At 66.9% G+C, this 19,177-nt stretch carries 25 protein-coding genes and 1 tRNA gene; 11 read left to right on the forward strand and 15 right to left on the reverse strand.

The window, feature by feature from the left end:
• Positions 1 to 176: 176 nt before the first annotated feature.
• Together NATOC_RS08435 and NATOC_RS08440 are read left to right on the forward strand one after the other, a co-directional pair.
• On the forward strand, positions 177 to 1,244 hold the full coding sequence (locus tag NATOC_RS08435; protein WP_015321009.1) for an ABC transporter substrate-binding protein: 1,068 nt from the start codon (positions 177 to 179) through the stop codon (positions 1,242 to 1,244).
• A 39-nt stretch (positions 1,245 to 1,283) separates the two neighbouring features.
• Positions 1,284 to 2,114, forward strand: coding sequence for an ABC transporter permease (locus NATOC_RS08440; protein ID WP_015321010.1), 831 nt, complete (start codon positions 1,284 to 1,286; stop codon positions 2,112 to 2,114).
• A gap of 1 nt (position 2,115) precedes the next feature.
• Here the strand turns inward: NATOC_RS08440 and NATOC_RS08445 are convergent, their stop codons facing one another.
• The 4 genes from NATOC_RS08445 to NATOC_RS22300 form a co-directional block, all read right to left on the reverse strand.
• Entirely contained in the window at positions 2,116 to 2,895 is a 780-nt protein-coding gene (locus NATOC_RS08445) for an ABC transporter permease (protein ID WP_015321011.1), read from the reverse strand.
• The gene (locus NATOC_RS08450) at positions 2,888 to 3,631 is read right to left on the reverse strand and encodes an ABC transporter ATP-binding protein (RefSeq protein WP_015321012.1); all 744 of its coding nucleotides are present in this window, start codon (positions 3,629 to 3,631) and stop codon (positions 2,888 to 2,890) included. The genes NATOC_RS08445 and NATOC_RS08450 overlap by 8 nt, the downstream gene beginning before the upstream one ends.
• Positions 3,628 to 4,899, reverse strand: a complete 1,272-nt coding sequence (locus tag NATOC_RS08455) for an ABC transporter substrate-binding protein (protein WP_015321013.1) — start codon at positions 4,897 to 4,899, stop codon at positions 3,628 to 3,630. The genes NATOC_RS08450 and NATOC_RS08455 overlap by 4 nt, the downstream gene beginning before the upstream one ends.
• 94 nt (positions 4,900 to 4,993) lie before the next feature.
• On the reverse strand, positions 4,994 to 5,158 hold the full coding sequence (locus NATOC_RS22300; RefSeq protein WP_015321014.1) for a hypothetical protein: 165 nt from the start codon (positions 5,156 to 5,158) through the stop codon (positions 4,994 to 4,996).
• A gap of 235 nt (positions 5,159 to 5,393) precedes the next feature.
• On the opposite strand from NATOC_RS22300, the gene NATOC_RS08460 reads away from it, so the two are divergent.
• The 4 genes from NATOC_RS08460 to NATOC_RS08475 all read left to right on the forward strand — a co-directional run bounded on the left by NATOC_RS08460 (position 5,394) and on the right by NATOC_RS08475 (position 7,966).
• Positions 5,394 to 5,573, forward strand: coding sequence for a zinc ribbon domain-containing protein (locus NATOC_RS08460; protein WP_015321015.1), 180 nt, complete (start codon positions 5,394 to 5,396; stop codon positions 5,571 to 5,573).
• A 64-nt stretch (positions 5,574 to 5,637) separates the two neighbouring features.
• Positions 5,638 to 6,483 carry a hypothetical protein gene (locus NATOC_RS08465; RefSeq protein ID WP_015321016.1) on the forward strand — a complete coding sequence of 282 codons (846 nt, stop codon included), beginning with the start codon at positions 5,638 to 5,640 and terminating at the stop codon, positions 6,481 to 6,483.
• Positions 6,484 to 6,632: 149 nt separating this feature from the next.
• Positions 6,633 to 7,364: a zinc-dependent metalloprotease family protein gene (locus NATOC_RS08470; protein ID WP_015321017.1), complete on the forward strand. Its 732-nt coding sequence runs from the start codon at positions 6,633 to 6,635 to the stop codon at positions 7,362 to 7,364.
• 44 nt (positions 7,365 to 7,408) lie between these two features.
• On the forward strand, positions 7,409 to 7,966 hold the full coding sequence (locus NATOC_RS08475; RefSeq protein WP_015321018.1) for a hypothetical protein: 558 nt from the start codon (positions 7,409 to 7,411) through the stop codon (positions 7,964 to 7,966).
• A 196-nt stretch (positions 7,967 to 8,162) separates the two neighbouring features.
• On the opposite strand, the gene NATOC_RS08480 is transcribed toward NATOC_RS08475, so the two are convergent.
• Together NATOC_RS08480 and NATOC_RS08485 are read right to left on the reverse strand one after the other, a co-directional pair.
• A tRNA-Glu gene (locus tag NATOC_RS08480) sits at positions 8,163 to 8,237 on the reverse strand.
• A 183-nt stretch (positions 8,238 to 8,420) separates the two neighbouring features.
• Positions 8,421 to 9,626: a helix-turn-helix transcriptional regulator gene (locus tag NATOC_RS08485; RefSeq protein WP_015321019.1), complete on the reverse strand. Its 1,206-nt coding sequence runs from the start codon at positions 9,624 to 9,626 to the stop codon at positions 8,421 to 8,423.
• 123 nt (positions 9,627 to 9,749) lie between these two features.
• On the opposite strand from NATOC_RS08485, the gene NATOC_RS08490 reads away from it, so the two are divergent.
• Entirely contained in the window at positions 9,750 to 10,328 is a 579-nt protein-coding gene (locus NATOC_RS08490; protein WP_015321020.1) for an MBL fold metallo-hydrolase, read from the forward strand.
• Here the strand turns inward: NATOC_RS08490 and NATOC_RS08495 are convergent.
• The 8 genes from NATOC_RS08495 to rpl7ae form a co-directional block, all read right to left on the reverse strand.
• Positions 10,325 to 11,161 (reverse strand): P-loop ATPase/GTPase, encoded by an 837-nt coding sequence (locus NATOC_RS08495; RefSeq protein WP_015321021.1) that lies wholly within the window; start codon positions 11,159 to 11,161, stop codon positions 10,325 to 10,327. The two genes, NATOC_RS08490 and NATOC_RS08495, sit on opposite strands and share 4 nt — an antisense overlap.
• Positions 11,158 to 11,427 carry a DUF5827 family protein gene (locus NATOC_RS08500; protein ID WP_015321022.1) on the reverse strand — a complete coding sequence of 90 codons (270 nt, stop codon included), beginning with the start codon at positions 11,425 to 11,427 and terminating at the stop codon, positions 11,158 to 11,160. The genes NATOC_RS08495 and NATOC_RS08500 overlap by 4 nt, the downstream gene beginning before the upstream one ends.
• A 111-nt stretch (positions 11,428 to 11,538) precedes the next feature.
• Positions 11,539 to 12,141 (reverse strand): superoxide dismutase, encoded by a 603-nt coding sequence (gene sod / locus NATOC_RS08505; RefSeq protein WP_015321023.1) that lies wholly within the window; start codon positions 12,139 to 12,141, stop codon positions 11,539 to 11,541.
• Positions 12,142 to 12,293: 152 nt separating this feature from the next.
• Positions 12,294 to 12,665, reverse strand: coding sequence for a DUF7344 domain-containing protein (locus NATOC_RS08510; protein WP_015321024.1), 372 nt, complete (start codon positions 12,663 to 12,665; stop codon positions 12,294 to 12,296).
• Positions 12,666 to 12,818: 153 nt separating this feature from the next.
• Positions 12,819 to 13,283, reverse strand: coding sequence for a nucleoside-diphosphate kinase (gene ndk / locus NATOC_RS08515; RefSeq protein WP_015321025.1), 465 nt, complete (start codon positions 13,281 to 13,283; stop codon positions 12,819 to 12,821).
• Positions 13,283 to 13,630, reverse strand: a complete 348-nt coding sequence (locus tag NATOC_RS08520) for a 50S ribosomal protein L24e (protein WP_015321026.1) — start codon at positions 13,628 to 13,630, stop codon at positions 13,283 to 13,285. The genes ndk and NATOC_RS08520 overlap by 1 nt, the downstream gene beginning before the upstream one ends.
• Positions 13,630 to 13,854: a 30S ribosomal protein S28e gene (locus tag NATOC_RS08525; protein ID WP_005557920.1), complete on the reverse strand. Its 225-nt coding sequence runs from the start codon at positions 13,852 to 13,854 to the stop codon at positions 13,630 to 13,632. The genes NATOC_RS08520 and NATOC_RS08525 overlap by 1 nt, the downstream gene beginning before the upstream one ends.
• 11 nt (positions 13,855 to 13,865) lie before the next feature.
• On the reverse strand, positions 13,866 to 14,228 hold the full coding sequence (gene rpl7ae / locus NATOC_RS08530; RefSeq protein WP_015321027.1) for a 50S ribosomal protein L7Ae: 363 nt from the start codon (positions 14,226 to 14,228) through the stop codon (positions 13,866 to 13,868).
• A gap of 282 nt (positions 14,229 to 14,510) precedes the next feature.
• Here rpl7ae and tmcA point away from each other — a divergent pair, with 282 nt between their 5' ends.
• Positions 14,511 to 16,772 (forward strand): tRNA(Met) cytidine acetyltransferase TmcA, encoded by a 2,262-nt coding sequence (gene tmcA, locus NATOC_RS08535; protein ID WP_015321028.1) that lies wholly within the window; start codon positions 14,511 to 14,513, stop codon positions 16,770 to 16,772.
• 15 nt (positions 16,773 to 16,787) lie between these two features.
• Here tmcA and NATOC_RS08540 read toward each other — a convergent pair whose 3' ends face one another.
• Positions 16,788 to 17,516 carry an SDR family NAD(P)-dependent oxidoreductase gene (locus NATOC_RS08540; protein ID WP_015321029.1) on the reverse strand — a complete coding sequence of 243 codons (729 nt, stop codon included), beginning with the start codon at positions 17,514 to 17,516 and terminating at the stop codon, positions 16,788 to 16,790.
• Between the two features lie 78 nt (positions 17,517 to 17,594).
• On the opposite strand from NATOC_RS08540, the gene NATOC_RS08545 reads away from it, so the two are divergent.
• The 3 genes from NATOC_RS08545 to NATOC_RS08550 all read left to right on the forward strand — a co-directional run bounded on the left by NATOC_RS08545 (position 17,595) and on the right by NATOC_RS08550 (position 19,115).
• Positions 17,595 to 18,080, forward strand: a complete 486-nt coding sequence (locus NATOC_RS08545) for a DUF456 domain-containing protein (protein ID WP_015321030.1) — start codon at positions 17,595 to 17,597, stop codon at positions 18,078 to 18,080.
• Positions 18,081 to 18,122: 42 nt separating this feature from the next.
• Positions 18,123 to 18,293 carry a hypothetical protein gene (locus tag NATOC_RS22305; RefSeq protein ID WP_015321031.1) on the forward strand — a complete coding sequence of 57 codons (171 nt, stop codon included), beginning with the start codon at positions 18,123 to 18,125 and terminating at the stop codon, positions 18,291 to 18,293.
• Positions 18,294 to 18,434: 141 nt separating this feature from the next.
• Complete coding sequence (locus tag NATOC_RS08550; RefSeq protein WP_015321032.1) at positions 18,435 to 19,115, forward strand: twin-arginine translocation signal domain-containing protein; 681 nt, start codon at positions 18,435 to 18,437, stop codon at positions 19,113 to 19,115.
• Positions 19,116 to 19,177: the final 62 nt, after the last annotated feature.

Consider the following 19,177-nt stretch of genomic DNA (forward strand, 5'->3'; position numbering starts at 1 on the left):
CCTTCGGCCATGATAGAAATCCGCCATTACCGGGCCGGCGCCAGCGTTCGAACGGGAGCCGGGACAGATGCGGACTCGGGATCGCTACCGATGCGGTCAGCATCTACTTAAACGTTAACCCAAATGATTTATTAGCTCCTTCGTCGACAGTCGGATACGGTAAGAGTGTGAATAACATGCAAAATACGCGACGCGGCGTCCTCGCGCTCGGCGGCGGGCTCGTCCTCTCAGGGTGTGCCGGCCGGCTCGGCGGGAGCGAGGACGGGGGGACGTCCTCGAACGACGGGGTCGACGTGGAGTCGGTCTCGCTGTTGTTGAACTGGAACCTGGGCGGTCTCCACGCGCCCTACGTCGCCGCCCGGGAGGAAGGGTTCTACGCGGACGAGGGGTTCGCCGACATCGAGATCGAGAGCGGGGACGGTTCGGACTTCGCGGCGAACCAGGCCGGGCTCGGCAACACGGAGTTCGCCGTCTCCAGCGGCGACCAGATCCTGACGGTCAACAGCAACGAGCTGTCGCCCCGCGCGGTCGGGATCGTCATGCAGCGGAACCCGAACGTCGTCTTCGCCGACCGCGAGGAGTTCGGGGAGCTCACCGATCCGGAACAGCTCGAGGACGTGACGGTCGGGAGCGGTCCGGGAATGGTTCGAACGATGACAGAGGCGTATCTCGATCACCACGGGCTCCTCGACACCGTCGAGTACGTCGATGCCGGCTTCGACACCGTCCAGCAGCTGCTGGCCGGCGAAATCGACGTCGCCGGCGGCGTCTTCAGCGACGTCGTCGACGCGCGCCACCAGGGCAGGGAGATCGACGTCCTCGAGACCGACGAGGCCGTCGCCTCCTACGGCCACCTGATCGCGACCGACGAGTCGTTCGCCGAGGACCACCCCGAGACCGTCGAGGCGTTCCTCCGGGCGACCGCCAGAGGAGCCGTCTGGGCGGCTCGAAACCCCGACGCGGCGATCGATCACCTCGTCGACGTCCAGCCCGAACTCGCTGAGACCCGGGAGAACCAGTACGACAAGTGGGAACAGATGTACACCGAGTACATGCTCTCGGAGACGGTCGAGCGCGAGGGATGGGGAGCGAGCGCACCCGACCCCTGGCGGGAAACCCACGAGGTGCTGGCCGACGGCGACGTCCTCGAGAACGAGGTCGATCCGGACGCCGTCTGGACCAACGACTACCTCGACGCCGAGGACGAATACGTCTCGGCATTCGCCGATCGAATCGATGGCTAACCGTCCCGGCCGCAGCCAGGACCGCAAGCGCACTCCGCGATGATCGACGGACGAACCGAGCGACGCGACGCTCGTCGGCTCGAGGACGTCCCGGAGCGCCGAGGTGGACTCGCAGCCGGACGGCGACTCGCCCGGAAAGCGGGTGCGCGGCTCCTCCCACCGGCGGTCGTCCTCGCGGCGCTGCTCGCCGCGTGGCACGTGGTCGTCGTCCACTACGACGTGCCTGCAGTCGTGCTCCCGTCTCCAATCGAGGTCGGAGCGACGCTCGCCGAGACGTATCCGACGCTGCTTTCCGACGCCGCCGTCACGGCGGCGACCGCCGGGATCGGGCTGTTCGCGGGTACCGTCGTCGGCGCCGGACTCGCCTTCGCGATGCTCGGCTCGCGGCGGGCCGCGAGTACGCTCCTGCCGTACGTCGTCGCGCTCCGGATCGCGCCGGTGATCGCGATCGCGCCGCTGCTGTTTCTCTGGTTCGGCCGCGGGATCCCCGCCCGCTCGCTGGTTGTCACGACGCTGACGGTGTTCCCGATCACGATCGCGACCCTCGACGGCCTCCGTGGCACTCCCGAGTCGTACCTCGATCTGGCCCGGACCGTCGACGCCTCCCCGACCGCGGCGTTCGTCCGCGTTCGGGTTCCCGCAGCCGCACCGAGCGTTTTCGCTGGGCTCAAGATCGCCGCGACGCTTTCGGTCATCGGCGCGATCGTCGCCGAGTTCGTTACGCTCAACGCCGGACTGGGCTACCGGGTGTTCGAGACGGCGGCCTATCTCCGGACGGCCGAGACGTACGCCGCCCTCGTCGTCCTCTCGACGCTCGGTATCGCCTTCTACCTCGTCCCGGTCGGCCTCGAGCGCGCGCTCTGGCACTGATTCAGGCGACGTCCTCGAGCCCGAGGCGGGCGTGGACACGCCGCTGGACGAGGACGACCAGCCCGTACAGCGCCAGCCCGACGACCAGCAGAACGGCGAGTGCCGCGAGCATGACGTCGGGCCGAACGTTCTCGGATCCCATTAAGATTAGAAACCCCAGACCGCTGTCGGCGACGACCCACTCCGCGACGACGGCGCCGACGACCGCGAGCGTGACCGACTGTTTCAGCCCGGCGAAGACGTCGGGAATCGCGTAGGGGACGTCGACGTACACCAGCCGCGCTATCGGGCCGGCTCGAACCGACCGCAGCAGGTCGTGGTGGGTCGACGGCGTGCGATCGAGCCCGGCGGCGGTGTTCAACACGAGCGGGAAGAACGTGATGAGCGCGACGAAGACGATCGCTGTCGCCGTTCCGGTCCCCAGGTAGATGAGCAACAGCGGCGCGATCGCGAGCTTCGGCAGGACCCGGACGGTCACGAGGTAGGGGTAGACGGCTCGCCGGAACCAGGGGACGGAGGCGACGAAGACCGCGAGGACGATCCCCGCGGCGATCCCGATCGCGCCGCCGTAGACGACCTTCTCGAGAGTGTGGAGGGCGTTGACCAGATACAGCTCCGGGTTCCCCGCCAGCCGGGCGAGGACGGCGTCCGGCGTCGGGAGGAGAAACGACGGGATCTCGGCGAGGACGGCGAGCCCCCACCAGAGCGCGACGCCGACACAGAGCGCGGCCGCCGGGTAGGCGACGTCTCCGCCCGCGAGCCGGAGGGTGCGTTCACTCATAGCTCTCGTGGAGGGTGCGCCGGACGGCTGCGACCTGTTCCTGGAACGCCCGCGAGCCAAGCGACTCCGTGTCCCGCGGACTCGGCAGGTCGATGTCGAACGTCGCCTCGATCCGCCCCGGCCGGTCGCGCATTACGACACACCGATCCCCGAGAAACACCGCCTCGGGAACGCTGTGGGTGACGAAGACGACCGTCTTTCGCTCGCGGCGCCAGAGCGACCGGATCTCGACGCCGAGCTCGTCGCGGGTGATCTCGTCGAGCTCCCCGAACGGCTCGTCCATCAACAGCACGTCGGCGCCGAGGTGCAGCGCCCGGGCGATGGCCACGCGCTGTTTCATCCCGCCCGAGAGCGCGTCGGGGCGGGCGTCCTCGAACCCCTCGAGCCCCATCGTCTCCAGCAGGGCGCGAGCGCCCTCGCGGTCGGGCGGTTCGTCGGCCATCGTCCGGAGGAAGACGACGTTTTCGAGCGCGCTCTTCCAGGGCAACAGGGTGTGTTGCTGGAAGACGAACCCGACGTCCCCCGCAGCCTGTGCCGCCGACGGCGGGCGGTTGTCGATGGCGACCGCGCCCTCGGTCGGCTCCTGGAGCCCGCCGATCGCACGCAACAGCGTCGTCTTCCCACAGCCCGAGGGGCCGACGACGGTGACGAACTCGCCGTCCTCGATCCGGAGGTCGACGTCCGCGACCGCGGTGAAGTCGTCGAACGTCACCGAGAGGCTCTCGACGTCGATCATGGGTCGGTCGCGAGCAACTCACCCTGTTCGAGCGCCGTCCGCAGCCGGTTCCAGGTTTGCTCGCGCTGCCAGCCCCAGCCCCGTTCGCGGCTATCGTCGCTATGGCCGAACTCCTCGACCGCTCGTTCGAACGTCTCCCGGACGCGATCGGGCTCGTCGTCCCCTCGGTCGGCGATCCGTTCCGCGGCTCGATCGGCGTCGTCAGTCGCCTCGATCCATCCGCCGACGGTGCCCGCCAGAAACGACGCGAGCGCCGACCGTCGCTCCCGTAACGCCGACTCCCGGGCGACGATCGTCGGGCCGTAGATCGGGAAATGGTCGGTGGGAAACAGCGTATCGACGGTCTCACCCTGTCGCTCGAGCTGTCGCGGATCGGTGATCGACCCGGTGACGACGTCGGCCTCGCCGGACAAAAGCGCCGCCCGCTCCTCACCGGCCGTCGCCGTGATCTCCAGGTCATCCCCGAGGGCGGCCTGGGAGACGAACAGGCGACCGAGGACGCCCGTTTCGGAACGGGCGGGCATCCCGATCCGTCGCCCCCGGAGCTGGTCGACGCTGCGAAGCTCCGTCCCGAAGGCCTCGCGGGTGGAGTACAACACCGCCATCGCGCGCTGGTAGAGGACTGCGATCGGAACGACGGGAACCCCCGCCGCCCTGGCCCGGAGCACGGTCGCGGCCCCGGCGACCCCGACGTCGGCGTCCCCGGCGTCGACCGCGTCGACGGCGCGTCGGGACCCCGCGCGGTGGTCGAGCTCGACCTCGATCCCGTACTCGTCGTACCAGCCCGTCTCGACGGCCGCGTAGAAGGGAACGTGGAGCCCGTTCGGGTGCCAGTTCAACGCGACCGCGAGCTCCGACCCGGATCGTTCGTCTCCCGTCGCGGAGTCGGTATCCGAGCAGCGCCCGAAGATCGCCTCCGCTCGCTCGAGCAACGTCTCCGCGTGGCAGTCGTAGACGCGACGACGACTCGTGTCGAGGTCCGTCGCCGGCGTCCACGCCGACGGAGGCCGTCCCGTCGCGTCGGTGTCGACGGTGGAGCGTTCGACCAGCTCGTCGTCTTCGAGCCGGGCGACCGCGTCGCTGATCGGCGATCGACTCAGCTCGGTTCCGACCTGCAGCTGGATCGTTCTCGCGGGATCGTCCTCACGCTCGGCCCGCAACAGCAGGTACGCGAGGACTCGCGCGGGCGTCCGCCCCAGCCCGACGGCGAGGTCGTCGACGACTGCTTCGTCCTCGTCGTCGAGCACCCAGAACGTTCGCGAGCGCATTCGTCGTAACAGATCATGTGGGACCGCATAAGGATACCCCCGGTTTCGGCGACTGCCGGGAGCGACGGATCCTGTCGGTCGGCGCGTCTCGTCGTTACTGGTGTTTCGTCGCCGTGTGGTCGACCCGCGAGGGGTTGACCTTGCCGTGTTGCTCGAGCTCGTGGGCGTTGAGCCGCCGCTGGAGGTCCGAGATCGACGTTACGGCGAAGTACGTTTCACACACTGGACATTTGTCGACGAGTAGATCGTTCGAACTCATAGTAGTAGTCGAGTAGGCTGTTCGTCGAAGCGTTCGACATCTGAACAAGGGACTTACGAGAGATGACGAACGTCGTTGCGTTCGCCGGTCCCTTTTCACCGGTCGCGAGTGTACAGAATGCCGCGATATGCGCACTCACGACGGATGTTAGCGGGAATATTGGTGTTTGCTACCTCTCCATAAATAGGGACGGCCGGTGCGAGGATTCTTTACTATGGCAGGCAATAACTAACGTATGGATCCCTACGCGGACGATCTGCGACTCCCGAGAGCCACTATCGAACCGACGGAGCGGGCGACCGTGCGCTGTCGCGACTGCCAGGCGAACTTCCGGCGGCGCGACGCCGAGATTCCGAAGAAGGGGACGCTTCGCTGTCCGAACTGCCAGTCGGCGGCGATCGGCGACGTCGACTGACCGCCGACTTCCGCTTCGGAGACCAACGTTTTTGCCACGGTGAGTGGTACCTCGGGGCAGACGAATGCGACTCATCACTGCGGCTTTCGATGCTGTCCGTCAGCCTGCGTACACCGGTGAGAACCGATGCCTGCCGTGTACTGTCGTGAACGTCGCGATCGCGATCGTTCTGGCCGTCGCTCTGGGGATCGCCGCAACCCCACCGATCGGGGCAGTTGCGCTCGCGGTCTCTCTCGCGACGATCGTCCTCCGTGGCTACCTCGTTCCCGGAACCCCCGAACTGACGAAGCGTTACCTCCCGGCCCCGGTTCTGGAACTGTTCGGAAAGGAACCGATCGAAACCTCCTCGCTCGAGGACGTCGACCCGGACGAGCCACGGGACGTCCTCGTCGCTGCCGGCGTCGCCGAGCGAACCGCCGACGGTGCGCTCTCACTGACCGACCGATTCCGGTCGGCGTTCCGCGACGCGGCCGAGTCGACGGCGCCGGACGCCACTGACGTCGCGATCCTCGTCGGCGCCGACGAGGCCGTCGAACGCGGGCCGCGGGCGTACTCGATCGACGGGAGTCGTCTCCTTCGGTGGGAGTCCGACGCCGCGCTGGTCGCCGACGTTGCGGCCGCGTCGGTCCTCCGGGCGACCGTCGACGACTGGGACTCTATCGACCGCGACCGGCGTCTGGACCTTCTTCGACGGCTCCGCCTGCTTCTCGAGCGGTGTCCGGACTGCGGAGGGTCGGTCGTCCGGCGCCGCGAGCGCGTCGATCCCTGCTGCCAGCCGCCCCACGTCTCGGTCTGGTCGACCTGTCGGGACTGCGAGGCCGTCCTCGGAGACGTCACCGTCCCCGAGGCCGACGGCGAGGACTGGCTCGACGCGCTCGAGACGGAAGACCCGCCGATCGCACCCGATTGACGGCAGACGCTCCGATCGATCCGCGACGCACGGGGACTCGTCAATCCACTTCGTCGATCCGACGTTCGCATCTTCTAACCAACCCACAGTTCGAACGAATTATAATTTAAACAGAAAGTATATATAAACTTACTTTATTGATAGTATGCATGAAGCGGCGTACGTTTCTCGCGCGGGCCGGAACCGTCGCCGGCGGAGCGATCGCACTCGACCAGGGGGTGCGTCGCGTTCGGGCGCCGAGGACGATCACCGTCGCCGTCTACCAGACCGACGAGCTCACTGACCGGTTCGCCGAGACCGGACAGCGTCGAGAGACCGGCCAGCGACTCGCCGAGGACGCGGTCAGAGAGATCCTCGAACCCCACTTCGCACACTCGTTCGAGCTGCACGCGGAGGTGGTGACCGTCCCACAGCAGGTGTCGTCGCTCCCGCCGACGCTGTCGACGTTCGGCGACGAGCTGCCGGCGGCACAGCGATCGCTGCTCGACTGGATCGACCACGATCGGTCGCGGTCCGACGTCGACAGTCACGTCCTCCTCGCACACCATCCCGAACTCGGCTCGGGAAACGGGGTCGCGTCCCCAGCCGTTCTCCCGACCTGTTGCGAGCCGATCGATCGGTACGGGATCGTCTGGATGGCCGCCGAGCGATCCGCCCGCTCGGAGGCGGGCGTCGCGGAGACGGTCGCCCACGAGATCGGCCACACGATCGGGCTCCAGCACTTCCACGGGACGAACGTCGGGGACGCGATCTCGGTGATGCTGACGAGTTCCTACGCGGAACGCGTCGGCCGAAACCGCTTCGGAGAGCGCGTTCGCCCGGCGGGACGTCGGGTCTCGGAGCTCAACGACGACATTACCGATCACCACCTTCGGGTGTGACATCCGCCGGTACAGCTACGGCTATCCGGAATCGAACCACGGATATGACGAGCGATTCCACGCGGACGGCCTCGATCGTTCGAACCCTCTGTACCGCCGAAGGACGCGACGTGGTCTTTCGGTTCGGCGATCCGATCAGTGCTCCCGTCGAAAAGTACGACGGACGGTCGTACCGGAGCGACACGCTCCCGAAAGCGACGCTGCACGCGACGATACAGCGCGCGGACATCGAACATCTCGAAGGGGTTCTCGTGTGTCTCGCGAAGATCGACGTGTGCGAACTCGAACGCGTCGGGATAGACCCCGCGGTCGTGTACACGGAGCCGACCGACGGACTGTCGGAGCATTGTATCGTCGACGTGCGGGCCTCGCGGGAGTGGGTCGAAACGGAGTCCGAACTCTCGAGGAAGGAGGGAGAGCGCGCGGTCGAAGCGGGCCGCGAGGACGACGTCCTACCACCGTGGGACGGTCTTCCGACGGTCGTCGTCGACGTTGAGCGAACCGAAGAGTGTCTCGAACGGGCGTATCACTCCGATTTCGATCTGCAGTACAGTCCGCCGACCCACGAGATAGGCGACGTGATCGACGTTCGGATCACGTAATCGACGGCTACGTTACGCCCCACTGTAGCGGGCTACCTCGACGGCAGAAAGTGGAGTGCTCCGACAGGGATTCGAACCACACGAAACGCTCGCTGCGCTCACGTCTCTCCTTCGAATCCCGTGATTGATTTCACGGCTCACGAGGTGACTCACACACGCTCTGCGGTGCTCGTCGTCGAGTGGTTCGCCGTAGAAGTGCTCCGACAGGGATTCGAACCCTGGTCATTGCCGTGAGAGGGCAATATGATTGGCCGGACTACACCATCGGAGCGGGCGTCGTCTTCTGCCTGCACTCTTTCGTAACGCGGTGTAATGTTTAAGGGTTCCGTTTCGATCCGCCTCTGGCGTACCGTAACACGGCTCTCGGTGCCGAACGCGTCTCTGTTCGTCGGATACTGATCTCGAAGCAACGATACCTTTCGAGCGGTCGTGGGACCTGAAGCCGAACGCGTTCTTACTCGTCGAACGGCGACTTCGCCGCCTCGGGTTCATACCCCTCGAGGCTGATGATGTTCTCACGACCGACGCGGAGCTTGCTGATGCTGCCCTCCCGTTCCATCTCCGAGAGGAGCATGCTCACCTTCGATTTCGACCAGCCGGTCTCCTCGACGATATTGACCTGTTTCATCCGGCCGCCGTTCTCCCGAATGAGTCGAATCACCCGGTCCTCGTCGGTCAGGAGTTCGTCCTCGGTGAGCGCTTCGGAGGGCGCGTCCGTTTCCGCCTCCGAGTCGGTCGAATCCGCGTCCTCGGACGCCGGCTGCGGGCCGATCGGTTCGCTCGCCTCCGTCGGCGCCGTCTCCGCCGAGGACGTCCCATCCTGCTCTCGGTACCAGACGAGGGCGATCGCTGCGCCGAGGACGACCACGGTCGCGCCGACCAACACGGGCCAGGAGAACAGCGCGTTTCCGGTCGACCAGCCGGTCGTTCCCGCGGTATCGCCGCTTCCGACGTCGTCGGCGTCCCGGAGCACGGCGCTCGGGTAGCCGTCGACGAACTCCCGTTCACCGCTCCAGGTCATCGAACTGGCGTTTTCCATCGTCGTCCCCGCGTACTCACCTGCGGGTTCGGCGGCGGTGAACACGAGATCGCCGCCGGGCTCGATCACGAGCGACTGATCGTCGCTCAGATAGAGATTCTGGAAGACGTCACCGACGACGAGTCGGTCCTCCTGGTGTTCAGCGAACCCCTCCCAGACGAACGACATCTCGATGACGCCGATCGCACCGGGGCGGTACTCGGTCGTCGCCGAGCGGTTGAACGCGGTCGCCTCCATCTCCCGGTCGGTCGCCTCGGCTCTGGTGTCGGTCAGCGCCTCGGCCTGCTCGGTAAACCGCTCGTAGAGCCCGGTCTCCTCGGCCTCGAACTCCTCGGCGAAAGCCTCGAAGTTCGTCTCGTCATCGTCGTCCTCGAGCCGCTGCTCGTGGCGGAACGTCCAGGTCGCGCTCCCGTTCTCGTGGACGGTGATCTCGAAGGTGGTGCTGTCGAAGTCCTGTGAATCGTACTCCTCGACGGCGTGGGCCGTCGACGCGTGTTCGTTGCCCGCGGGCGCCTGCTGGCTCCCGCCGACCGCGCCAGCCATCGCTACGGGGAGACTGATCCCGGCGAGCACGACAACAATGACGAGGATCCCGACCCCGACGGGGATCGACCGACTCATTCGTCTCCTACTACGTGCCGGAGCTAAAAATGGTTGTGAATATTCGAGCGCCGCGCTTTTGCGCGCTCGGCTCCTCGAAGTCAGGTCGACACGCACAAGCCCCCCGACCCTGTACGGTCCGCCATGGTCACGAATCTCGCCCAGGGCGTCCAGGCGTTTACGAGCAACGTCTACCTCGTTCCCGGCGAGCGGACGGTACTGATCGATCCCGGCGCGAACTTCGACGTCGTCGACCGCCTCGAGTCGCGGGTCGACGACCTCGACGCGGTCGTGCTCACCCACACCCACCCCGACCACGTCGGCAACCTCGAGGACGTCACGTCGGCGTTCGACGTCGAGGTCTGGGGGTACGATCCGTCGATCGACGGCGTCGACCACGGGATCGCCGACGGTGAGACGGTGCAGCTTGGCGACCACGAGTACGTCGCCGTCCACACGCCGGGCCACAAGGACGACCACCTCTGTTTCTACTCGGCCGACGCGGGGATCCTCTTTGCGGGCGATCTCGTCTTCCAGAACGGTAGCTTCGGCCGTACCGACCTCGAGGAGGGTGACCGGGAGACGCTGATCGAGAGCATCGATCGCGTCCTCGAACGGATCTCCCCGGAGCTCGCGGAACTACATACGGGCCACGGGCCGAGCGTGACGACGAACCCCTACGATCACGTCGAGCTCTCCTCGCAGATGGCCCGTCAGGCCTAGACGCGGCCAGCGGCCTCGAGCAAGGCGTCGTAGGCGTCGGCGTAGGCCGCGGCGACCCGTTTCGAGTCCTCGCGTTCCTCGCTTTCAAGCGGCGGTAGCCGAACCCGCTCGAGGGGATCGAGGTAGTCGAGGACGCTCCCCACCCGTTTCTCGAGGCTTCCGTCTTTCGGGCTCGAACTGGCGACCTCGCAGGCCCGGCAGTACCGATCGCCGGGATAGATTCGGGCCCGACCCGGCTCGACGGCCGCGACTGCGGCGATCGACGCGGGGTCGATGGCGGGTAGCGGTCGGGCGATGTCGCCGTAGGATTCGACGACCGCGACGTCGGTCGCCTCGAGATCTGTCGCCAGTGCCTCGAACGCCGGCACGTACCGCTCGGCCGTGACGTCGTTGAGTTCTGCGACGGAGTCGACGGGGACGGCGTCCTCGAGGGGCAGCGCCGTGGCGACCCGATCGGGGACGTCGACGGTGGCGTTGCGAACGTACGTCGGCTCGCCGGGCGCCTCCGGGTCGTTGATCCTATCGACGACGAACTCCCGGTTGCTCTGGCCGAGCAGTCCCGTTCCGCCACCGGGACTGGGCCGCCACAGGCGGTGGACGGGGTTGAGCCGTTCCGGCGCGCGGCCGCGGGCCTCCGCGGTCGCGAGCCGCGTCGCGTCCTTGCCGTACAGTCGACCGTCGGCGAGCGCGCGTCGACAGTCGTCGTGGTCGAACCAGTAGTCGTTGCCGGCCCGGGGTTTGGCGCCGACCGCGCCGGTTCGCTCGAGCAGACCCGTCGAGAACGTCGTCTTGCCGGCGTCGACGCGATCCGACCCGACCACGAGGAGTATCATTCGTCTTTCAGTCCGTAGAACCCGGGCTCCTCTTCGTCTCGCGGCTCCGCGACCACGAGCTCGTCGGCGTTTACCATCACCCACGGGATCGCCCAGTCGAGCAGGATATCCTCGGTCTGGCGGTCGATGTCCGCGTCGGGCTCGAGCCCCTGGAGCAGGCGCGCGATCTCGTAGACGGTGTACATCTGATCGTCCTCGAGCAGCTCCGCGGGCGTGTAGAAGTCACAGGGCGGGAGCTGATCGAACTCGTCTTTCGGGACTGGCATGGGCGTTGCTATCGTCGCGGCGCCACAAGACCGCACCGATCTCTCCCGTCGTAGACGCCGCTTTCGACGGTCGGTCGCGGTAAAAAACGTCGGGATGAACCTAGTCGTCGCTTACTCGAAGTGGTCGAGGCACTTCTCGTACTCTTCTGCGGCCTTGTCCCAGTTGACGACGTCGAAGAAGCCGTCGATGAACTCGCCGCGGTCCGGGCCGTAGTCGTAGTAGTACGAGTGCTCCCAGACGTCACAGGCGAGGATGGGGTGGGCACCCCACAGCGCGTGAAGGTCGTGACGGTCGACCTTCAGGTTGCGCAGCTGCTTGGCGACGGGATCGTAGACGAGCAGTGCCCAGCCACCGGCGCCGCTCGCGGCGGCCTCGAATTCGCCCTTCCAGGCCTCGTAGGAGCCGAAGTCCTCCTCGATGCGGTCGGCGAGGTCGCCCTCGGGTTCGCCGCCGCCGTCGGGGGACATGTTCTCCCAGAACAGCGTGTGGAGATAGTGGCCACTGCCGTTGTGGGTGACGTTTTCCATCGCAGCGCCGGACGAGCTGAAGTCGCCGCTCTCGCGGTTCTCCTCGAGGGTCTTCTCGGCGCTGTTCAGGCCGTCGACGTACCCCTGGTGGTGCGTGTCGTGATGCCAGGTGACGACCTGTTCGGAGATCGCCGGCTCGAGTGCGTCGTAGTCGTACGGAAGTTCCGGAAGTTCGTGATCAGTCATAAGGACACCTCTATGATTCGTATCGATAGCTCGCCTGTTAAGCTTTGAGGATGGGAATGCTACCACCCAACAGGGGATCGGACCGGGAGACGTCCTCGCCCCCAGGTCTGACCACCCCGAGTTCGGCTCCGGCGATGACGGGACGTCGCGAGCTACAGCTCCTTGTGTTTCGCATGCTCGAGCCACTCCTCGAGTGAGGGCTGGCTCCAGTAGCGGACGGTGTCGCTGCGCGGATCGTGTTCGAGGAGACTGGTGTCGGCGAGCTTTGGGAGATGCGAGTGTTGAAGCTCGGCCCGGACGGCTCGCCGGTGTTGGGCGGCGTCGGTCTCGCCGTGGCCCGTCTCGTTCTCGAGCCGAACGATCCCGTCGGCCAGTTCGTCGACGCCGGCGACGCCATCGGTCCGTTCGGAGAGATAGTACAGCGCGTACCGCCGCCGTCGGCTCGAGAGCAAGTCGAAGATCAGATCGAGCGACGGCGGCGTCGCCGTCGAGACCGGCTTCGATCCCTGTCCTCGCTTACGCATTCACGAACCACCTACCGTGAGTTACCATTCGAAACCACCGGTCTCGACTACTACAGCCGATACATTAGATGTTCCGTCTATGTAAGACGGCAATATGGATAATTCAACGTCTGTGTTTCTATAGAAATAGCTCGGAACGACGACTCCGAGTCGTTACTCGTAGAGCCAGGCGGCGTCGTGCTGATCGTAGTCGATCAGTTCGTCCTCATCGAAGTGCAGCGAGATCTCGCGTTCGTTGGCTCCCTCGTCCTCGTGGTCGGCGGCGTGGACGACGTTCCGACCGAGGTCGAGCGCGTAGTCGCCCCGGATCGTTCCGGGCTCGGCCTCGAGCGGGTCGGTCTCGCCGATCATCTGGCGGACCTGACGCGTCGCGTCCTGGCCCTCCCAGACCATCGGGACGACCGGACCCGAGGTGATGAACTCGACGAGATCGTCGTAGAACGGCTTGTCCTCGTGCTCGCCGTAGTGTTCCTCGGCTCGCTCGCGGGGCATGTTCTCGATCTTGATGCCGACGAGCTTCAGCCCGCGGTCCTCGAGTCGTGAGACGACCTCGCCGACCAGGCCGCGCGCGAAGGCGTCGGGCTTGATCATCACGAAGGTCCGCTCGGCCTCACTCATCAAGCCTCACTCTCCTCGAGATCCTCGGTCTCGTCGCCCGCGGGTTCGTCTTCGGTCTCGTCCTCGGCGGCTTCGGTCTCGGCCTCGAGGTCCTCGTCCTCGGCGGCTTCGGCGACCTCGTCCTGATCGGCGTCCTCGCTGGCGGCAGTCTCGGCCTCGGCCGGCCCCTTGCCGGCGCGGCCGGCCTCGGTCCACTCGAGATCGCGAGGTTCGCGACCGAGCTTGTAGTTTTTCTCCGCCTTCGAGTCGACGAAGTGAAGCACGGTGCCGTCGTTCTGGACGTACATGATTCCCGTCCCGGGCTCGATCTCTTCGCCCGTGTAGTCACAGGTTCGTTTCTCGACCATTATTGTCCTCCGATGGAGTCCGCCTCGCGGGCGGTCTCGCGAAGCTGGAGTACGTCTCCTTCGCGGACCGGCCCGAGGCAGTTTCGGGTGATGATTCGACCCTGGTTTTCGCCCTCCTGGATGCGGCACTTGACCTGCATGGCTTCGCCGTGCATGCCGGTCTTGCCGACGACCTCGATGACCTCGGCGGGCGTGGATCCGCTTTCGTTCTCTTCAGCACTCATCTCAGGTCACCTCAGTCGAGATCCTCGACCTTGTTGGCGATCTCTTCGACGTCGTCGGACGCCTCGCCGGCGTCGACGATCGCAGCGGCGGCCGAGCCGACCTCGAGGCCGGCAGCGTGGCCGACGTCGTCCTGGGTCTCGACGAAAACGACGGAGATGCCCTTCTCGTTGGCGAGCTCGGGCAGGTGCATGACGATCTCCTCGGGGGAGACGTCCTCGGCGACGTAGACGAGTTCGGCGTTGCCGCGCTCGATCGCTTTGGTGGTTTCGTTGGTTCCTTTCTTTACTCGTCCGGTGTCTCGTGCGACCTCGAGGGCCTCGAGGGCGTCCTCGGCGAGGTCGGCTGGGATGTCCGTTGTAACGTAGACTGACATTGGTTGTTCACCTCTCCTACGCGTGGGCTCGCGCTCCCCTGCCATCCGGGCTGGGTCCCGGGCCGGCACAATGCCGGCGGAAGTCCTGTGAGGCTAGGAGCATCATCAACCCCGCGTAGGGTGTACTACCGGATAGCGGTGCCCACCTTAAAAGCGTGTCCAAACGCTCGAAGGGGTGGGATCGGTCCGCACGGCCGGTAGCGTCGGTTTCGGATCGAAACTCGTCGCGGGGCGCGACCGCGAGACCGTGGCCTCTTACCCGCGAGTCGACGACTCGAGGACATGATCGCGGACGACGCCGTCGTCGACCTCGCCCGGTCGCTCCGGGCGGAGGCCGCGCGGACGAACGAGCGACGGGCGCTGGTGCTCGCCGGCGACCGGGAGCAAGGGTACGACGCGCTCGAGGACGTCCTCGACGCGCTCGCGGTTCCGATCACCCGGACGACGCTGGTCGGCCCCGAGGATCGGCTCCGCTGTGAGCAGCTCCCACAGAGTCACGCGGGAGAGCTGCTGGGGACGACCCGGGACGTTGTCGTCCTCGACGCCCATGGAGAGCTCCGGCCCGACGCCCTGGGAAAGCTGGTCGGAACGGTCGACGGCGGCGGACTCCTGCTCTTGCTGACGCCGTCCCTCGAGGACTGGCCCGATCGGCGAGACGGGTTCGACGACTCTCTGGCAGTGCCGCCGTTCTCGCTGTCGGACGTCACCGGACGGTTCAGACGGCGGCTCGCCGAGACCCTTCGTGACCACCGCGGGATCGGCATCGTCGACCTCGAGGACGGCGTCGTCGACGACGGGCTGACCGAGCCCGCTCCGAGACGCGACGCCGAGGACGAAGCGCCCGACCCGCCACCGAGTCGTCGGTTTCCGACCGTGGCCTACGAGGCCTGTCTCACCGCCGATCAGGCCGACGCCGTCGCCGCGTTCGAGGCGCTGTTCGACGCTCCGGCGGCCGTCGTCCTCGAGGCCGACCGCGGCCGCGGCAAGTCGAGTGCGGCGGGGTTGGCAGCCGGGGCGTTCGCCGCCGAGGGCGAGGACGTGCTGGTGACCGCGCCCGCCGCGCGCAACGCGCGGGAGGCGTTCGACCGGGCGGGGGAGCTCTGTGAAACGCTTGATTGCGCCGACGTCGTTGAGCCGCGCCGTATCGAGACGACTACTGGCGGGCGCATGCGCTACCGAGAGCCGACGGCCGCGATCGAGCGGCTTGCGGACGCCGACGTCGTGATCGTCGACGAGGCCGCCGCGCTCCCGGTGTCGGTACTGCAGGATCTGCTCGCGGCCGAGCGGATCGCCTTCGCCACGACGGTCCACGGCTACGAGGGTGCGGGACGCGGGTTCTCGGTTCGGTTCCGTGATCGCCTCGCCGAGAGCGACCACGCGGTGACCGAACGGGTGCTGGCGGAGCCGATCCGCTACGCGGCGGGCGACCCTCTCGAGGTCTGGGCCTTCCGCGCCCTGTTACTCGACGCCCGCCCGCCCGTCACGCAGCTGGTCGCCGACGCCGACCCCGACTCCGTCGCGTACCGACGGCTCGAGCCCGAGGCCCTGCTCGCCGACGAGCACCTCCTGCGGGAAGCGTTCGGCCTGCTCGTGCTCGCACACTACCGCACCGAGCCCAGCGACCTCGCCCGGCTGCTCGACGCGCCGAACCTCGAGGCCCGTGCGCTCACACACGGGGGACGGATCGTCAGCGTCGCCCTGCTGGCCCACGAGGGGGACCTCCCTCCGGCACAGCGGGCGATGATGTACGAGGGCGGTCGCATCCGCGGGAACATGCTCCCCGACGTTCTCACGAGCCAGCTGCGGGACGAACGGGCGGGCGAACCCGCGGGAATCCGCGTGGTCCGCATCGCGACCCACCACGCCGTTCGCTCGCGAGGACTCGGCTCGCGACTGCTCGAGGAAATCCGCGAGGAGTACGGCGACGACGTCGACTGGCTCGGCACCGGGTTCGGCGCGACCCCCGGTCTCCTGGAGTTCTGGCGGGCGAACGGCTACTCGGCGGTCCACGTCTCGACGACCAGAAACGACGCCAGCGGCGAGTACTCCTCGCTCCTGCTCTCGCCGACGAGCGAGGACGGCCGAGAGCTGCACGACCGCCACGCCGCCCGGCTCGTGCGCCGGTTCGCCGCACTCTGTACGGACGTCCTCGACGACCTCGAGCCCGACGTCGCCCGCGCGGTCATGCGAAGCGTTCCCGACGACGCCGCCCCCGTCCTCGGGCTGACCGACCACGAGTGGCGGATCGTCGCCGGCGCCGCGTACGGGCCGGGGCTGTTCGACGTCGACCCCGGCCCCTTCCGCGAGCTGGTCGTCCGCTCCCTCGTCGAGCACCCCGAGGACGTCGCGCTGACCGACCGGGAGGAGCGCCTGCTCGTCGCGCGGGTCCTCCAGGGCCACGACTGGGAGGCCGTCGCCGACCGGTTCGGGTATCCCTCCACCGGCCAGTGCATGCGGGCGCTGGGCGACGCGCTCGTCCCGCTGGTCGACCGCTACGGGAGCGAGACGGCCCGCAAGGATCGGGAGCGGTTCACGGACGACTGACCCGGAACGTCCCGGCTAGGAGAGAACCCGCCGCAGGATCGCGTTCGGCACGAGATCGAAGATCCACGCGACGAGGCGCCACCGACGGGTGACGTAGACGTGCGTTCGCTCCCTGTGGATCGCCCGCGCGATCTGTTCGGCTGCGGTCTCCGGCGAACACTTCCAGAACGAGCCGTAGGCCAGCTCGGTGTCGACGAACCCCGGCTCGACGGTCGTCACGGTCACGTCCAGGTCGCGCCCGCGAGCCCGGGTACGCAACCCCTCGAGGTAGGTCGTGACGAACGCCTTCGAGGCGTTGTACGCCGGGACGCCGCCGTTGGCGAAGTGGGCCGCCACCGAGGAGATCCCGACGAGGTGGCCGTCGACGTTCCGGTCCTCGAAGCGGGTGACGGCCGCGGTCGCGATCGCCGCGAACCCGCGGACGTTGACGTCGATCGTCTTCCGCTCGCGGTCCCACTCCAGCTCGCGGTTCAGGGCTGCGGTGCCGGCGCTGACGATGACGAGCTCGACGGTCGGCATCGCGTCGGCGAGCGCGTCGAACCGCTCGCGGGCGTCCTCGGCGTCGGTAACGTCCATCGTCGCGACGTACGATCGGGTCGGAAGCTCCTCGCCGACCTCCCGCAGTCGGTCGGTGCGTCTGGCCGCCAGTCCCACCTCGTAGCCGTCGGCGGCGAGTTCGCGAGCCAACGCCGCGCCGATCCCCGAGGACGCGCCGACGACGATCGCACCGCGCGTTCGATCCATGGCGGTCGGTTTCTCGTCTCGCTCCTAACCGGTTCCGGAGGCGGTACGTCTTTGCCGCCGTCCCGCCTGGTATCGGCTATGGTCGACGTGGTCGCACTCCTGGCGATCGCTCTGCTCGTCGGCGGCGTCATCGGAACGGTCGTTCCTCTCGTTCCCGGCGGGCTGCTCTCGGTGTCGGGACTCCTGTTGTACTGGTGGAACTCCGGGTTCGCCGAACCCGGAACGGTATCGCTCGTCGTGTTGACGTCCCTCGGCGTGCTCACCCTGCTCGTCGAGTTCTTCGGCGGCTCGATCGCGGCTCGGGCCGGCGGGGCCTCCTGGGCCACGACCGGCGCCGCGGCCGTCGTCGGCATCGCGCTGATGATTCTCACCGGCCCGATCGGGCTGGTGGTCGGCCTGTTCGGTACCGTCTTCGTCCTCGAGTACGCTCGCGGCGGCGACGTCGACGGCAGCACCCGCTCGGCGTTTTACGCCACGGTCGGCGTGCTGGCCTCGACGGCGGTCCAGGTCCTGCTGACGCTGTCGATCCTGCTCGGGTTCCTCGTCGCCGTCTTCGTACTGTGAGCCCGACCCGACTATTGAGGTTCCTGGCACCGTAGATGGCGTATGCCCTGCGCCGAGGACGGCTGTGACCGCCCCGCCTGCGTCGAACTCCACATCCCATGGGACGAGAACAGACGCGTCTGTGCGGCCCACGCTCGCGTCCTCGGGCGTCAGGATGGGATCGTCGCGGATCCCGATCCCGACGGGGCCGACGAGCTGCTCGATGACGGGTAGCGACGAGCTACTCGAGGACGGATACCCGAGTGGATAACCGAAGAGATTTTACTAGTTATCAACTAATATGTCCGGTGTGTTTTAGATTTTCACTACCATCGTAGATTTGGTTTAAATCCGTTGGGACGCATAGGTGTGCGTATGGGGGACAACGACCACACCACCAGGCGAAGCGTACTCAAGCTTACCGGAGCCGTCGGCGCGACGGCGTTCATCGCCGGCTGTAACGGAGAGGAAGAAGACGACGATCCGGCCGAGGAGCCGGACGACGAGGACGAACCGGACGACGACGAGGACGTAGAGAACGGCGAGGTGATCGAACCGGGTACCACGATCGAGTTCGACGCCCAGACCGCGGGCTGGATCGGTATCGAACCCGAGGAGATCGCCGACGAAGAGAACCCGACGCTCGTACTCGAGGAGGGCGAGGAGTACGAGATCGGCTGGGAGGAAGGCGACGGTTCGGCGCACAACATCGAACTCGTCGACGAGGACGACGAGATCGTCGACGACTACGAGACCGACGAGGAGAGCGAGGGCGGCGAGGATCAGTTCATCGAGTTCGAGGCGACCGACGAGATCGCCGAGTACGTCTGTCGACCCCACGAAACGACGATGCGCGGCGAGATCGAGATCGAAGCGAACGGGAACGACGAAGACGACGAAGAAGAGGTCGACGATGACGAAGACGACGAGGAAGTCGATGACGAGGAAGAAGATGATGAGGAGGTCGACGACGAAGAAGTCGATGACGAAGAGGAGGATGACGATGAGATGGATGACGACGAGGAAGAAGCCGACGACGACAACGAAGACGATTAACCAACCCGACCCGGATCGGTCGGACCGAGAACCAGCGCGCCGGCCCGTTCGATCGGTCCCAA

The sequence above is a fragment of the Natronococcus occultus SP4 genome, from assembly GCF_000328685.1.
Lineage (GTDB): Archaea > Halobacteriota > Halobacteria > Halobacteriales > Natrialbaceae > Natronococcus > Natronococcus occultus.